Consider the following 14,502-nt stretch of genomic DNA (forward strand, 5'->3'; position numbering starts at 1 on the left):
GAATTCTCTTTCATCATAGTATTTGCTCATGGAATCTCCTCCTTTATCTGGATACTCCTATCGTAAATACAAATGTCTTATTTGCCAATAACTTATTAGTTGAAATCATCGTTTCAACCATTGGTTGAATGATTGTATTATTATTTTTTTTAAAAAATTTAAAAAATAATTGGGCGAAATGAAGTTTTAGTGGATATAAAATAGTAGGAGGAATATTATGAAAAATTTTACTGAAGAAATTATTTTAAAGCTTTCTTGCGTAACATTCATGCAGAAGGAATGTATCGCTGCACTGTTGTGTGAACATTTGGATGAATTTAAGGATCTATATTTTGAGGATGTCATGGAAAAATACATAGACAGGATCATCAAAAAAGGAGAAGAAGGATGTGCAGAAAATTATGATTTTTGTGTAGTGGCACATAGTCCGAATATTGAAAAGAAGCATAGGATCGTAGTTGCTGTACAGTTAAAGATGCATCCGCCGAAAGAAGATGAGATGGTTCCAAGCGAATTGGAAGAAGCTTTTGAAATGTATCATGAGGAAAAGATGAAGGTAGAGGATGATACGGTCTTACATTGTTATGGCTTTTGCTTTTATTTAGATCCGCCGAAAGAGCTTCAGGATCGAACGATTCGATTGAAGATGAATGTCTGTACGACTGATGGGAATAATCTGATGGGAGAGAACAGATGCAATGCTTTTATTGTTTACTTGGGTGATAAGCCAAAGGAAGAAGTCTTAAGTCGGATCCATTAAAAAAAACAGGGTTTTAAACCCTGATTATAATATGAGCATAGCTGCCTGATAGAATATAAAGGCAACGATCCATGCAATCGTGCATTGCATGATGATCATCACAAGCGTATATTTGATTCCCATTTCTCTTTTGGCAGCGGCAATAGCTGCAATACAAGGTGAATAGAGTAGGGTAAACAGCAGGAATGAATAAGCACTTACCGGAGTAAACAGGGTGCCTAAAGCAGCCGGCAGATTGTCGCTTGTTGTCTGCAGCAGAACAGCTAATGAAGAAACGACCGATTCTTTTGCGGTAAAGCCGCTGATAAGAGCTGTTGCAGCTCGCCAGTCACCAAATCCCAATGGTTTGAATATGAAAGATATCGTTTGACCGATGAGTGCCAGTATAGAATCAGCACTGTCAGCCACCTGATTGAGATGCAGATCAAAGTTTTGCAGGAACCAAATGATGATGCTTCCTAAGAAGATGATCGTAAAGGCCCTTGTGATAAAATCTTTGGCTTTTTCCCACATCAGCAACAGAACGCTTTTCGGACTTGGAAGCCGGTAATTCGGCATTTCCATGACAAAGGGAATAGGCTCACCTTTATAGATCGTCGATTTCATGATAAAGGCAACAATGATACCGACCAGAATACCTGTCGTGTATAACAAGATCATGACCTGTGCAGCATGATCCGGGAAAAAGGCTAATGAAAATACTGCATAAATAGGAACTTTGGCCGTACAGCTCATGAACGGCGTCAACAAAATTGTCATGATACGATCACGATTGGAAGAAAGCGTTCTTGTTGACATGATGGCCGGGACACTGCAGCCAAATCCGATCAGCATCGGAACGAAACTTTTTCCGGAGAGTCCTAATTTACGTAAAGGCTTATCCATGATAAAGGCTACACGTGCCATATATCCACTGTCTTCCAATATTGAAAGAAAGAAGAATAAGACAACGATGACCGGAAGGAAGCTTAAGACAGAGCTTACACCGACGAAGATTCCATCAACGATCAGTGAATAGACCACATCATTTAACCCATAATCCAATAAAAGCTGTGAGATGAAGGCAACGATACTGTCAATGATAGCTGCAAAGCCATCGCTTAAAAAAGAACCGACAGGACCGAATGTCAGGTAAAAGACAGCGGCCATGATCAATATAAAGCTGGGAATCGCAAAATATTTACCGGTCAGGACTTCATCGATCTTCACGCTTCGTAAATATTCCTTGCTTTCATGCGCACGGATAACGGTATCCTTGCATAGCTTTTCAATAAAGGTATAACGCATATCAGCCATTGCTGCCTCACGATCCATATCACACTCGCGTTCCATTTCTTTGACTGAATGTTCGATCAGATCAATTTCGTTATCAGTCAGCTTTAATTGCTGTTCAAGAGGTTTATCACCCTCGATCAGCTTGCTGGCAGCAAAGCGGGCAGGCATATGGATCGCCTGGGCATGATCTTCGATCATCGTTGAGATACCGTGAATGCATCGATGCACGGCTCCGCTGCAGAAATCAAGGCGGGCCGGCTGTTTTTTCTCTTTCGCTACTCGGATCACACAGTTGATCAAATCACTGATACCTTCGTTCTTTGCAGCGCTGATAGGAATACAATCTACACCGATCATATCCTTGAAGCTGTTGATCTTGATCGTACCGCCATTGGCTTTCATCTCATCCATCATGTTGATAGCTAATACCATAGGAATCTGTAATTCGATCAGCTGTAATGTCAAATACAGATTTCGTTCGATATTCGTCGCATCCAGGATATTGATGATACAATCGACTTCCCCGCTCATAAGATAATCACGGGTCACGATTTCTTCATTGGTATAAGGTGATAAAGAATAAATACCGGGCAGATCAACTAAAGTGCAGTCGGGATGCCCAATAATTGTCCCTTCCTTTTTATCAACCGTTACACCCGGGAAATTACCGACATGCTGATTACTTCCCGTAAGCTGATTAAATAAGGTGGTCTTACCACTATTCTGATTACCGATCAGTGCAAAATTCATAGTTTGCTCACCTCGATATTTTTAGCGTCTTCTACTCGTAAAGTTAGAAGATAACCACGTAAACGTATTTCAATAGGATCCTTCATTGGCGCGACCTTATGTAGCTGGACCTTCGTCTTAGGGATACAACCCATTCCCAGAAGATGTCTGCGTAAGGCCCCTTCGCAATTTACTGCGGTGATGATTGCTTCTTCACCGACTTCTAATTCATCTAAAGTCATGACTATCCTCCTTCTTGTTAACCAAATCTAACAGAATTATAATACTACGAAGAGATAGAAAGTCAAGAGGATATCAAAAAAAGCATAGCTAACTATGCTTTAATTATCAAAATATTTTCTTCTCTGAGTGGATGTAATGAATTTTTGCTTCATCTTGTCGATGTCTTCTTTTTCAAGTGCATCTTTGAAATCATTGACCTCATTGACAAAACATTCGATTTCATTGATCAGATTTTCTTTATTTAATAGAAATAATTCTGTCCATAGATTTTCATTGATCTTGGCAATCCTTGTAAGATCTCTAAAAGAATCTCCGGTATATTCTTTTAAATGTGTGGAATCGTTGGCATTCATCAAAGAAACGGCAATGACATGGGTCAACTGTGAAAGATAACCAATCATTTTGTCATGTTCCTCTACGGTTAATTGACAGATATGATTAAAGCGAAGCTCTTTTCCGAATTCGATCATGAAATCAATCGCTTCCTGGGTATTTTGACTTGTCGGTGTGATGATCAGATTCGCCGGAAGAAAGATGGTTGGATCGGCATATTGGACACCGCTGACTTCTTTTCCGGCCATAGGATGTGCCGGGATAAATTCACAGTCTTCACGTAAAAAGTTTTGTATCTTATAGACGATGGCCCCTTTAACTCCTGTTACATCTGTGATAAGCGTATGCGGATTGAATAAATACTGATAATCACTGATCCAGTTTATGAAAGTTGTCGGATAAAGTCCGGAAATGATCACATCAGCTTTTTGTATCAGCTTGGGATCATTTGTGACACTGCCTTCATCAATGATATGGTGTTCCAACCCATAGGCAATGGCATTTGGATCAATATCAATCGCATAAATTTCATGATCCCATTTTTTTAGTCCAAGGGCAATGCTGCCGCCTAAAAGACCCAGACCGACAATCAGAAATTTTTTATCCTTCATCATGGAGTGACACCTCGATTCCTATTGACCTCAAATCTTCGAAAAATGTAGGATAACTCTTTGAAACAGCCTCACAGCCTTCGATTTCACCACCTAAGATGCTTAATGCAACGGCACAAGCCATAACGATACGATGATCCTTCCAGCCGGATAGTGGAAGAGCAGGCTTATGATAAGTGCCATGGATGATCATTTCATCCTCACTTGCTTCGATCAAACAACCCATTTTGGCACATTCACTGATCATGGCCTCGATCCGGTCGCTTTCCTTCAAACGCAAACGGGAAGCGTTCTTAATATGGGTCATGCCCTTTGAAAACATCGCTAAGATACAAAGGATAGGGCCCAGGTCGGGGCAGTTCTTTAAATCAATATCACTTGCGATAAGGGTGGATGGTTTGATGTGGTAGCTGTTTTCTTTTTCTTCTGCACAGGCATGGAAATCCTGAAGGATATCTAAGATTTGTTTATCGCCCTGTAAGGAAGCAGGGTCCATACCTGTGATCTCTAATTCAGAATTAATTGCAGCTAAGACCCCAAAAAAGGCAAATTGAGAGAAATCCCCTTCAATTATAACATCTTTTGGCTGATATTTCTGATTTCCTTGAATAAATAGTGTCAGATCGTCTTCCCATTCAATCTGCACATTAAATTTTTTCATCATCTGGATGGTCAGATCAATGTAGCTTTTGCTTTCAAAAGGGGGAAGGATATGGATCCTTGAATCTTTTTCTAAAAGAGGCAGGGTAAATAAGAGGCCACTGATAAACTGTGAGCTGACATTTCCCTGAAGAGTATATTCACCGCTTGTCAAAGCACCCTGAATTTCGATGCGTTCATCATTTTGGTCAAAGTGGGCACCTATATCTGTAAAAATTTCTTCATAGATTTTTTGGGGACGTTTCAATAAACGATTTTTCCCTGTAAAAAGAATCTTTTCATGAGTCAGTGAAAAGATCGGGATCAGAAAACGAAGTGTTGAACCGGATTCATTGCATTCGATATGATGATCCTGAAGATGTGTAAAATCGGATATCCCTTCAATGATAAGCGAATCTTTGAAGCATTCGATCTTGGCACCCAGCTTGCGCATACAATCGATCGTTGTCTGGATATCAATAGAATAATCAATATTGGAAAGATGACTTTTTCCATCAGCCAGTGATGCACAGATGATGGCCCGATGAGCCATGCTTTTGCTGGGAGGTATTTTGATTGTGCCCTTACATGCCGAAGGACGAATGATCGCTTTCATTAGAGATCACGGCCCACTACATGGGCGATATTTCTGGCTTTGTCGATCAACTGCTTGAATTTATCCGGTTTCAGGCACTGAGCGCCATCGCTCCATGCACATTCAGGGTGCTCATGCACTTCAATGATCAGACCGTCAGCACCGGCAGCAATGGCTGCCAATGACATGGCTTCAATATATTTCCAGTTTCCTGTCGCATGTGAAGGATCAATAATGATCGGCAGATGCGTCTTTTCCTTGATGATCGGAACGACGCTCAGATCCAAGGTATTACGGGTATATTTTTCAAAGGTACGGATGCCTCTTTCACAGAGGATGACATTCGGATTTCCGCTTGCCATGATATATTCCGCCGACATGATCCATTCTTCGATCGTATTGGCCATTCCTCTTTTCAATAAAATAGGTTTATGACTTTTTCCGACTGCCTTCAACAATGAGAAATTTTGCATGTTTCTGGCACCGATCTGAATCACATCCACATATTCTTCAAATTCTTCTAACTGATCACTGTCCATCAATTCACTGACGATGGGCAGTCCGGTACGTTTTCTGGCTTCTACCATATCTAAGATGCCTTCTGTTCCCAGCCCTTGAAAAGCATAAGGGGAGGTTCTTGGCTTATAAGCACCGCCGCGCAGCATACAGGCACCGGCATCTTTGACATCCTGCGCCAGCTGACAGATATGATCCAACCCTTCAACGCTGCAAGGGCCGCCGATGACAACGATCTTTTCCTGTCCGCCGATTTTGATGCCGTTGACATCAATGATCGTATCTTCCGGATGAAATAAACGGTTCGCTTTTTTATAAGGAGCAGCGATACGGGTAACATCATCAACGATGGGGTTGGCTTTGATCTTTCTTTCATCTAATGAAGTTGTATCACCGATCAATCCTAAAATGTGATAATCGCTTCCCACTGAATCATTGACTTGGAAGCCTTGGTTTTCAAAGCTTTGAATAAGCTCGCTGATCAGTGCAGGATCAGCATTTTTCTTAACTGTAACGATCATAACTATAAATCCCTTCCTATTACATGTGCGATGGCTCTTGCCTTATCGATCATAGCTTTAAATTTATCCGGCTTTAAACACTGCTGACCATCACTCCAAGCGCATTCCGGATTACGATGCACTTCTACGATCAAACCATCGGCACCTGCGGCAATGGCTGCCAGTGACATGCTTTCTACTAACTCCCAGCTTCCTGTCGCATGCGATGGATCGATGATGATCGGCAGATGAGTTTTCTTTTTTACGATCTGAACGACACTCAGATCTAAGGTATTGCGGGTATATTTTTCAAAGGTACGGATGCCTCTTTCACAAAGGATGACATTTTCATTGCCGCCGGCCATGATATATTCGGCACTCATCAGCCACTCTTCGATCGTATTACTTAAGCCACGTTTGAGAAGTATCGGTTTTTTGATTTTTCCCAAAGCTTTTAACAGCTCAAAATTCTGCATATTTCTGGCCCCTACCTGAATCAGATCGACATACTTGACAAATTCATCGATCTTGTTTTCGCTCATGATCTCACTGACGATCGGCAGTCCGGTACGTCTTTTCGCTTCGACCATATCCATGATGCCCTCACTTCCTAAGCCTTGGAAAGCATAAGGAGAGGTTCTTGGCTTATAAGCGCCCCCACGCAGCATACAGCCGCCGGCATCTTTGACATCCTGTGCCAGTTCACAGATCTGATCCAATCCTTCCACGCTGCAAGGCCCGCCAATGACAACGATCTTTTCATGACCGCCAACCTTGATGCCATCCACATCAACGATCGTATCTTCCGGATGAAACAAACGGTTGACTTTCTTATAAGGAGCGGCCACACGGGTCACATTTTCAACCCATGGATTGCTCATCAATCTGCGATCATCAATGATCGTCGTATCACCTACGATACCAAAGACATTATAGCTGGTTCCTGTGATCAGATTGACCTCCAGCCCTTTGGCTTTAAATTCATGCAGTATCTTATCAATTTCGCTCTGAGGCGCCCCTTTTTTACATGTGATGATCATATCAATTAATCCCCCTTGTTATTCACTAACTTATCTTTTAAAGAATGAATGGCATTGACATATCCCTGAATGCCTTCTCCGCTGATCGTTTTGAAACAGGCTTGTCGCACATAAGAGATCTGCCTGAAATCCTCCCTTTCTTCAACCTTGGAAATGTGTACCTCAACGGCAGGAATGCTGACTGCCTTTAACGCATCCAAAAGAGCGATCGAAGTATGGGTATAAGCACCGGGATTGATCACGATGCCATCGATCTTCCCATAAGCCTCTTGTATCTTATCTACCAGATCTCCTTCATGATTGCTTTGATAACATTCAACCTCGACCCCGGATTTTTTTCCGCACTCCAAGCACATCTGAATCAATGTATCAAAAGTTTCACTGCCATAGATATCTTTTTCTCGTATGCCCAGCATATTGATATTAGGCCCATTAAGCACCAGTATTTTCATTCCATACCTCCATAAGCTTATCCAGTGTATCTTCTAAATGATGATTGTTTTCAACACAAGCATCACTATATTTTATATAAAAAGGCTCACGTTCTTGTTCCATATGTAACAGCGTATCACGATCCTTGCTTAAAGGCCGTCCATTGCCAACGACCAGCTTGTCAACATCGCGCCTGATATAAATGATCAACGAATTTAAGGACAAAGCTTTCATATTGATCTCTTTCTTTATGACCCCGCCGCCGCAGCTGATCACATGGTGTGTCAGTTTAGCGGCCTTCATACATACTTCACTTTCAAGCCCACGAAAGACCTCTTCACCTTCTTCAAAGATTTCGGGAATGGATCTTTGTGCCAGCTTTTCAATTTCATGATCTAAATCAATAAAATCAAAGCCGATTCTTTCACTTAGCTTTTTGCCAAGCGTTGTCTTTCCGCAGCCAGGCATACCGATCAAAACGATATTTTGCTTGTCACGAAAGATTTGTCTTGTTAAGACATCGATCTTGGAAGGATCGATCTTTTCTCCAATGAAGAATTCCGCAGCGCTCACTGCCTGGGCAACAAGCATCTCTAATCCATTGACATAAGGAATATGCTTCTTTTTTGCCTGATAACATAAAGCAGTAAGCAAAGGATTATAAACGACATCAATGACTCCTTCACAGCTTTCAAAATCATCAAGATCAACAATCTGTGAAAGGATATCCGGGCTCATGCCCACACTTGTCGTATTCAAGATGATCTGGATATCGCTGCGCTTTTTCATCTGATCATAGGAGATATAAGGAGCAGTTCGATTTCTTGCCACCTGAATGATTTCTTTCACGTTTAGTGCTTCACAGACAGCATAAGCTGTTTTGCTCGTACCACCGCTGCCGCAGATAGCGACAACTTTATTTTGAATGTTAAAATGATGTTCGATCATCCTTTTTAAGCCGTCAAAATCGGTGTTTGTCGCAATCAGTTTGCCGTTGACATTTTTTATGGCATTTACTGCATGGATCTTTCTGGCTTTTTCATCAATTTCATCACAATATTCGATTACCTTTTCTTTATAAGGAATCGTGACATTGATGGCATCAAAGTTTTTTTCTTTCATAAAACGATGAAATTCATCTTCATTCAAAGGAATCAGATCATAATGGTAAGGAGCAATCTGTTCATGAATGATCTTCGAGAAGCTGTGACCCAGCTTTTCACCGATAAGTCCTACCTTCATGCGCACAGCCACTCCTCTCCGTAATGTTCGACGCACAGGTCAAGAAGTGCCAAGGCAATCATGCTGTCTACAACGACTCTGGCACGATGGAAGATAGCAGGATCGTGGCGACCTGTCAATGTCAGGGTATCATTTTCCATCGTATCCAGATTAATCGTGTTTTGCGGCTTGAAGATGGAAGATGTCGGTTTGATCACCAATTTGACCATGATCGGCATGCCATTGGAAATACCGCCATTGATGCCGCCATTATGATTCGTCCGCGTTGTTACTTGATCATCTTTGATCTGCCATTCATCATTGACCTCACTGCCCTTGTGATTGACAAAATCAAAGCCCAAGCCAAATTCAATGCCTTTTACGGCAGGGATCGAAAAAAGATACTGGCTCAGCTGACTTTCGATCGAATGAAAGAAAGGCTCACCGACGCCCACCGGCATATTTAAGACACAGCTTTCCAGGATTCCTCCTACACTGTCATGATCTTTCGCAATTTCTTCGATGCGCCGGACCATCTGCTGACCAACATGTTCATCCAATGTCGCAAAATCTAATGAATTACATTTTTCTATATCTGAAGCATGATCCTGAAAAGAACGATCTTTGATTTCCTGACATTGTAAGATATGGGTACCGACCAGAATATTCTTTCTTTTTAAAAGATCCAAGGCAATTGCTCCGGCAGCCACTAAAGGTGCTGTCAGCCTTCCTGAAAAATGTCCGCCGCCCCGATAATCCTCATAGCCCTTATACTTGATGTGGGCAACATAATCAGCATGGCTGGGACGAGGCAGCTCAGGATGATAGTCCTTGCTGCGCTGGTTTTTATTTTCAATCTCGATATGTATAGGTGTCCCTGTCGTAAAACCATTGAAAACACCGCTGGTTATTTTAAAATCATCCGCTTCATGGCGCTGGGTCGATATCTTTCCCTTAGGCTTGCGTTTTTCTAGCTGTGCCTGAATGAACGCAGAATCAATAGTGATTCCGGCAGGAAGTCCATCGATCACGACTCCCATTGCTTCACAGTGGCTTTCGCCATATAAAGCAATCGTTATATTTTTTCCAATGACACTTTTCATAAGGTCCTCCTAATATATGGGCGAAGCTCATCGATCCTGATTCTTTCAATGACAGCCTTGCCCAGCTCATTTACTTTGACAACATCAATTTCATCACCCTTTGCCTTCTTATCATTCTTGATAAAGCGAATACAGGCTTCTTCATCTAAAGAAGTTACAAAAGGAATATTCATTTTTTTAAGGATCGTTATTAGATCATTCCGAATCTGTTCGTTATCTTCGATCATGACCATCCCATTGGCAACACATTCCCCATGGTAATAATCATGCAGATGATATAAGCTTTCGATTGCATGACCGATCGTATGTCCGAAATTTAAGATCTTACGTATATGTTGTTCCTTTTCATCTTCTTCGACAACTCGTTTTTTCATCAGTAAAGAGCGCTCGATGATTTCTTCCAGATAAGGACTCTCCACATCAATTTCTTCGATATGCTCCTTAAACAAATCAAAAATGACAGGATCCTGGATACATCCGGCTTTCAAAGCTTCTACCAGACCATTATAGAAATGCCGCTTCGATAAGGTTTTCAGCGTATCAACATCCACGATCACTGTTTCAGGATGATAGAAGCATCCCACACAATTTTTAATACCATTTAAATTGATAGCGACCTTACCGCCGATGCTTGAATCGATCTGAGAAAGTGTTGTAGTCGGAATCGAAACAAAGCGGCAACCTCTTTTATAAGTTCCTGCCACAAAACCGGCAAGATCACCGATGACACCGCCTCCCAGGGCAAGCACCATATCCTTTCTGGAAAAATCAAGGGAAAGCAGTTTTTCTAAAAGCATCTGATAGGTTTCAAAGCTTTTGGAAACCTCACCCTCCGCTACTTCAATTAAAACGGCATTTTCTAATTGATCCATGACTTCTTTTTTTAAAGAATGAGGTATCTGTGTATCACTGATCACAAAGACCTTACAGTTAAAATCAATATAATCCTTTAAATGAAGATGACTTTTTCTTTCGATAATGACACGACTTGACGCGTCTTTAAGCTGTACTGTAAATTCCATCATATGACCCCCGATGAATAAAAAAGGCATCACTTAACTGATGCCGCATGCCCCATATAAACAAAAGTACCAATCAATGAATTGGCTTGTTTAGGGGCTTAACGATAAAAGTAAAAGCAAGATGCCTGTCTTAATCTATTCATGGCTTTAGTTTACTCGTTTTTTTATATAAAATCAAGTCCCTTTTGAAAGAAATATCATGAGTTTCATGAAACACTATTTGTATTTTCATGATATCTGCATGATTCATGAAAATGAATGCTACTCTCTTTTAAATCGTGCTATAATAAGAACAATGAGGTGACTATGAACGAATTAGAGAAGGCACGAATAAAAATTAATGAAGCGGATCGGATGATTGCGGAAAGTTTTGAAAAACGTATGAAGGCTGTCGAAGAAGTTATCAATTATAAGATGAAACATGATCTTCCGATTTATGACGGTGCAAGAGAAAAACAGGTGATTGAAAGAAATCTTGCTAACCTTCATGATGAAAAATTAAAGCCGTATTTTAGTGATTGTCTGGTCCAGATGATGCGTATTTCCAAAGAATATCAGAATGCGATATTGCATCGAGGAATTTATGGTTATCAGGGAGTCAGAGGAGCTTTTGGCCAGATTGCCACTTCACGTCTGTTTCCCAGCGGTCAACAGAAAAGCTATCCTCGTTTTGAAGATGTTATCTTAGGGGTCATCCATCATGAAATTGAAAAAGGTGTCTTGCCTTTTGAAAATTCAACAACGGGTGAAGTTGGAGAGGTTTTTGATTTATTATATAAATATGATGTGAAGATTACTTCTTTTTATGATCTTAAGGTCGATCAGAATCTGATGGGGATCAAAGGAAGCAGGTTGAGTGATATTAAAAAGGTGTATTCAAAGCTTCAGGCGTTGGAGCAATGTGCCCAAACGCTGAAACCGTTTGATTTTGAACTGATTCCTTATGCCAATACCGCATTAGCGGCACGATATGTCAGTGAATGTGGTGATCCAAGTATTGGGGCGATTGCAGCTAGGGAAAGTGCTGAGGAATATGGCTTGGAGATCTTGATGGAAAACATCAATTCCAGCAGTGATAATGTGACCCGCTTCATTGTCATTGAAAATGAATGTCTGAAGTCCAGCGATCTGATCATGATCATGTTTACGGTGAATCATGAATCAGGTGCGTTGGCAAAGACCATGCAGATCATCGCCGATTATTCCTTGAACATGACAAGCATCAAATCAAGAGCATGTCGAAATCGATCGTGGCAGTATTATTTCTATGTTGAGATTGAAGGAGATATTGCTGATGAGCGGATTCGTGAGTGTTTTAAGGAATGTGAAAAGCATTGTGAACAGTTAAAAGTTATCGGATGTGTGAAAGGAGAGAGCTGAAATGAATTTTATCAAAGAAAGTGCTGACAAAAAACCAATCGTAGATACAGTGTTTGCGATCGTTGCGAAAGCAAAAGAGGCAAAAGAAAAAATTGGAGAAGAAAATGTCGTTGATGCGACCATAGGTTCTTTATATGATGAAGATGGTCATATCGTGGCTTATGAGAGCGTATTTAGAAGCTTCGATCAGATTCCGGATGCCAAGAAAGCTGCCTATGCCGAAAGCTTCAGAGGCAATCCGGATTTCAGAGAACTGGTGAAAGAGTGGACGCTGGGTCAGGGTAATGTCCGCCTGGAGAGCAGCGTGATCGCAACACCGGGCGGTACAGGTGCTGTTTCCTTAGTGATGAGTGAATTTCTGGAAACCAATGAAACGGTGATCCTGCCGGATATCGCATGGGGAAGCTATGCTTTGATGGCAAAGGATAAACAGTTAAAAGCAGTCACTTATGAGATGTTTGAGGGAGAACATTTTAATTTGAATTCTTTGAAACAACAGGTCAATGCTTTAGTTGGCAAACAGAATCGTATCGTTGTTGTCATCAATGATCCTTGTCACAATCCGACAGGTTATACGATGACAAAAGAAGAATGGCACGAATTGATTGCCTTTCTCAATGAAACAGCCAAGACAACCCCATGTATCATCTTAAATGATATTGCTTATATTGATTATTCTTATGATCTTGAACATTCAAGAGATTATATGCGTGAATTTGAAAATATGAGTGATCAGGTCATGGCAGTAATTGCCATGAGCTGTTCCAAGACGCTGACCAGTTATGGATTGCGCTGTGGTGCGGCCGTGATCTGTGCTCATTCGAAGGAAAGCGTACGTGAAGCTGAAATTGTTTTTGAAAAGAGTGCCCGTGCCCTTTGGAGCAATGTCAATAATGCCGCCATGATCAATTTTGTCAATGTGGTAAAAAATCATAAAGAAGAATTTTTGAATGAGAAAAAAGAATATATCGATCTATTGAAGAAGAGAAGCTCTATCTTCATGGATGAAGCCAAAGCGTGTGGATTGCCGGTATATCCATATAAGGAAGGCTTCTTTGTCACGATCAAGATCGAAGACAATGATCTGAAGGAAAAATATCATGCCCTTTTGATGGAACATCATATTTTCACCGTTCAAGTCAATAAAGGCATCCGTGTAGGTATCTGTTCATTAAGCGTTGAAAAGACCAAGGGATTGGCTTTGAAGATGAAGACCTTACTGGATCAGGCACATACCATATAATAAATAAAAATGCAAATGAAAATTCACGTGAATTTCTTATAAGAAGAATTCACGTGAATTTTTAATTATAAATGCTTCAAGTTACTTTCATTCATCTGATAGATGACATTTTTTCTTTCTACGATGATCGATATCTTCTTTGCTACTTCTTCAGAAGCTTTTATTTTTTCTAATAACTCTTTTGTAGGGTTGATGGCATAAGGGTGTCCAACCAGCTCAAACATCGTAAAATCACCGGTGGTATCTCCATAGGCATAGCTTTGACTCAAATCAATATCATAATCCTTAACAAGCTCTAAGATCGCTTTCTTCTTGCTTTTATGATCCCACATCGGAATCACTTCACCGGTATAACGTCCATGCTCATCTGTCACATAGATCGTGCCTCTGCAATCGGTAAATTCATATTTACGGGCCATGGCTTCCACTAATTCAATAGGTGATCCGGAAACGGCAAATACGAGATGTCCTTCTTTTTTATGATGGAGGATCTCGTCACGGGTAAACGTATAAACACGTTCCCCTTTTTGTCTGATGACCGTATCAGCAATATGTAAGATATGTTCATTGGATAAACCAATGAGCGTTGCTTTATAAATATCGACCATCTTATTAAGATAATCATCATATTCTCCCTGACGGCGATCATATTTCATAAAAGTTGGTTTTACTTCATCATGCCAAAGACTTTCATCGACCAATTCATGTGTAATAAATTTTTTAAACACTTCAGTAATCAATCCTTCACGGTACAAAGTCCCGTCAATATCAAAAAAAGCCGCAATTTTTCCCATGTATGACACCTCACTTATTAGATACTATCTTATCAACTTTGACAGATGAAGTAAAGCTTCATTTTT

The 14,502-nt window shown here is 40.7% G+C and carries 14 protein-coding genes; 3 read left to right on the plus strand and 11 right to left on the minus strand.

Features of this window, described 5'->3' with window-relative positions; genetic code table 11:
* Nucleotides 1-217 precede the first annotated feature (217 nt).
* Nucleotides 218-760 (plus strand): hypothetical protein, encoded by a 543-nt coding sequence (locus ACZYT3_RS10565; RefSeq protein WP_464088624.1) that lies wholly within the window; start codon nucleotides 218-220, stop codon nucleotides 758-760.
* A 24-nt stretch (nucleotides 761-784) separates the two neighbouring features.
* Here the strand turns inward: ACZYT3_RS10565 and feoB are convergent, their stop codons facing one another.
* From feoB to aroB, 10 genes are all read right to left on the minus strand, one after another.
* The gene (gene feoB, locus ACZYT3_RS10570; RefSeq protein WP_294562192.1) at nucleotides 785-2,785 is read right to left on the minus strand and encodes a ferrous iron transport protein B; all 2,001 of its coding nucleotides are present in this window, start codon (nucleotides 2,783-2,785) and stop codon (nucleotides 785-787) included.
* Complete coding sequence (locus ACZYT3_RS10575) at nucleotides 2,782-3,006, minus strand: FeoA family protein (RefSeq protein WP_464088625.1); 225 nt, start codon at nucleotides 3,004-3,006, stop codon at nucleotides 2,782-2,784. Before ACZYT3_RS10575 ends, feoB begins: the two co-directional genes overlap by 4 nt.
* A 99-nt stretch (nucleotides 3,007-3,105) precedes the next feature.
* Nucleotides 3,106-3,951: a prephenate dehydrogenase gene (locus ACZYT3_RS10580; protein ID WP_464088626.1), complete on the minus strand. Its 846-nt coding sequence runs from the start codon at nucleotides 3,949-3,951 to the stop codon at nucleotides 3,106-3,108.
* Nucleotides 3,941-5,206, minus strand: coding sequence for a 3-phosphoshikimate 1-carboxyvinyltransferase (gene aroA / locus ACZYT3_RS10585; protein WP_464088627.1), 1,266 nt, complete (start codon nucleotides 5,204-5,206; stop codon nucleotides 3,941-3,943). Before aroA ends, ACZYT3_RS10580 begins: the two co-directional genes overlap by 11 nt.
* Complete coding sequence (gene aroF, locus ACZYT3_RS10590) at nucleotides 5,206-6,222, minus strand: 3-deoxy-7-phosphoheptulonate synthase (RefSeq protein WP_294562198.1); 1,017 nt, start codon at nucleotides 6,220-6,222, stop codon at nucleotides 5,206-5,208. Before aroF (ACZYT3_RS10590) ends, aroA begins: the two co-directional genes overlap by 1 nt.
* Nucleotides 6,223-6,224: 2 nt before the next feature.
* On the minus strand, nucleotides 6,225-7,241 hold the full coding sequence (gene aroF, locus ACZYT3_RS10595) for a 3-deoxy-7-phosphoheptulonate synthase (RefSeq protein WP_294562200.1): 1,017 nt from the start codon (nucleotides 7,239-7,241) through the stop codon (nucleotides 6,225-6,227).
* A gap of 5 nt (nucleotides 7,242-7,246) precedes the next feature.
* A complete protein-coding gene (aroQ, locus tag ACZYT3_RS10600; protein ID WP_294562201.1) occupies nucleotides 7,247-7,693 on the minus strand; it encodes a type II 3-dehydroquinate dehydratase in 447 nt (148 codons plus the stop codon).
* Nucleotides 7,674-8,915 carry a shikimate kinase gene (locus tag ACZYT3_RS10605; RefSeq protein WP_464088628.1) on the minus strand — a complete coding sequence of 414 codons (1,242 nt, stop codon included), beginning with the start codon at nucleotides 8,913-8,915 and terminating at the stop codon, nucleotides 7,674-7,676. Before ACZYT3_RS10605 ends, aroQ begins: the two co-directional genes overlap by 20 nt.
* A complete protein-coding gene (gene aroC / locus ACZYT3_RS10610; protein WP_464088629.1) occupies nucleotides 8,912-9,997 on the minus strand; it encodes a chorismate synthase in 1,086 nt (361 codons plus the stop codon). The genes ACZYT3_RS10605 and aroC overlap by 4 nt, the downstream gene beginning before the upstream one ends.
* On the minus strand, nucleotides 9,994-11,022 hold the full coding sequence (gene aroB / locus ACZYT3_RS10615; protein WP_464088630.1) for a 3-dehydroquinate synthase: 1,029 nt from the start codon (nucleotides 11,020-11,022) through the stop codon (nucleotides 9,994-9,996). Before aroB ends, aroC begins: the two co-directional genes overlap by 4 nt.
* Nucleotides 11,023-11,325: 303 nt before the next feature.
* On the opposite strand from aroB, the gene ACZYT3_RS10620 reads away from it, so the two are divergent.
* Nucleotides 11,326-12,399 carry a bifunctional chorismate mutase/prephenate dehydratase gene (locus ACZYT3_RS10620; RefSeq protein ID WP_464088631.1) on the plus strand — a complete coding sequence of 358 codons (1,074 nt, stop codon included), beginning with the start codon at nucleotides 11,326-11,328 and terminating at the stop codon, nucleotides 12,397-12,399.
* Nucleotide 12,400: 1 nt separating this feature from the next.
* The gene (locus ACZYT3_RS10625; protein ID WP_464088632.1) at nucleotides 12,401-13,642 is read left to right on the plus strand and encodes a pyridoxal phosphate-dependent aminotransferase; all 1,242 of its coding nucleotides are present in this window, start codon (nucleotides 12,401-12,403) and stop codon (nucleotides 13,640-13,642) included.
* A 65-nt stretch (nucleotides 13,643-13,707) separates the two neighbouring features.
* Here ACZYT3_RS10625 and ACZYT3_RS10630 read toward each other — a convergent pair whose 3' ends face one another.
* A complete protein-coding gene (locus ACZYT3_RS10630) occupies nucleotides 13,708-14,436 on the minus strand; it encodes an HAD family hydrolase (protein WP_294562207.1) in 729 nt (242 codons plus the stop codon).
* Nucleotides 14,437-14,502 lie beyond the last annotated feature (66 nt).

This window comes from Traorella sp. mt218 (assembly GCF_055420025.1).

Bases quoted from the DNA above. Each gene is read 5' to 3' on its own strand.
- ACZYT3_RS10605 (WP_464088628.1), bottom strand. From the start codon at position 8,915: ATGAAGGTAGGACTTATCGGTGAAAAGCTGGGTCACAGCTTCTCGAAG.
- ACZYT3_RS10575 (WP_464088625.1), bottom strand. From the start codon at position 3,006: ATGACTTTAGATGAATTAGAAGTCGGTGAAGAAGCAATCATCACCGCA.
- ACZYT3_RS10580 (WP_464088626.1), bottom strand. From the start codon at position 3,951: ATGAAGGATAAAAAATTTCTGATTGTCGGTCTGGGTCTTTTAGGCGGC.
- ACZYT3_RS10620 (WP_464088631.1), top strand. From the start codon at position 11,326: ATGAACGAATTAGAGAAGGCACGAATAAAAATTAATGAAGCGGATCGG.
- aroF (WP_294562198.1), bottom strand. From the start codon at position 6,222: ATGATCGTTACAGTTAAGAAAAATGCTGATCCTGCACTGATCAGCGAG.
- aroQ (WP_294562201.1), bottom strand. From the start codon at position 7,693: ATGAAAATACTGGTGCTTAATGGGCCTAATATCAATATGCTGGGCATA.
- aroF (WP_294562200.1), bottom strand. From the start codon at position 7,241: ATGATCATCACATGTAAAAAAGGGGCGCCTCAGAGCGAAATTGATAAG.
- aroC (WP_464088629.1), bottom strand. From the start codon at position 9,997: ATGAAAAGTGTCATTGGAAAAAATATAACGATTGCTTTATATGGCGAA.
- aroA (WP_464088627.1), bottom strand. From the start codon at position 5,206: ATGAAAGCGATCATTCGTCCTTCGGCATGTAAGGGCACAATCAAAATA.
- ACZYT3_RS10565 (WP_464088624.1), top strand. From the start codon at position 218: ATGAAAAATTTTACTGAAGAAATTATTTTAAAGCTTTCTTGCGTAACA.
- ACZYT3_RS10630 (WP_294562207.1), bottom strand. From the start codon at position 14,436: ATGGGAAAAATTGCGGCTTTTTTTGATATTGACGGGACTTTGTACCGT.
- ACZYT3_RS10625 (WP_464088632.1), top strand. From the start codon at position 12,401: ATGAATTTTATCAAAGAAAGTGCTGACAAAAAACCAATCGTAGATACA.
- feoB (WP_294562192.1), bottom strand. From the start codon at position 2,785: ATGAATTTTGCACTGATCGGTAATCAGAATAGTGGTAAGACCACCTTA.
- aroB (WP_464088630.1), bottom strand. From the start codon at position 11,022: ATGATGGAATTTACAGTACAGCTTAAAGACGCGTCAAGTCGTGTCATT.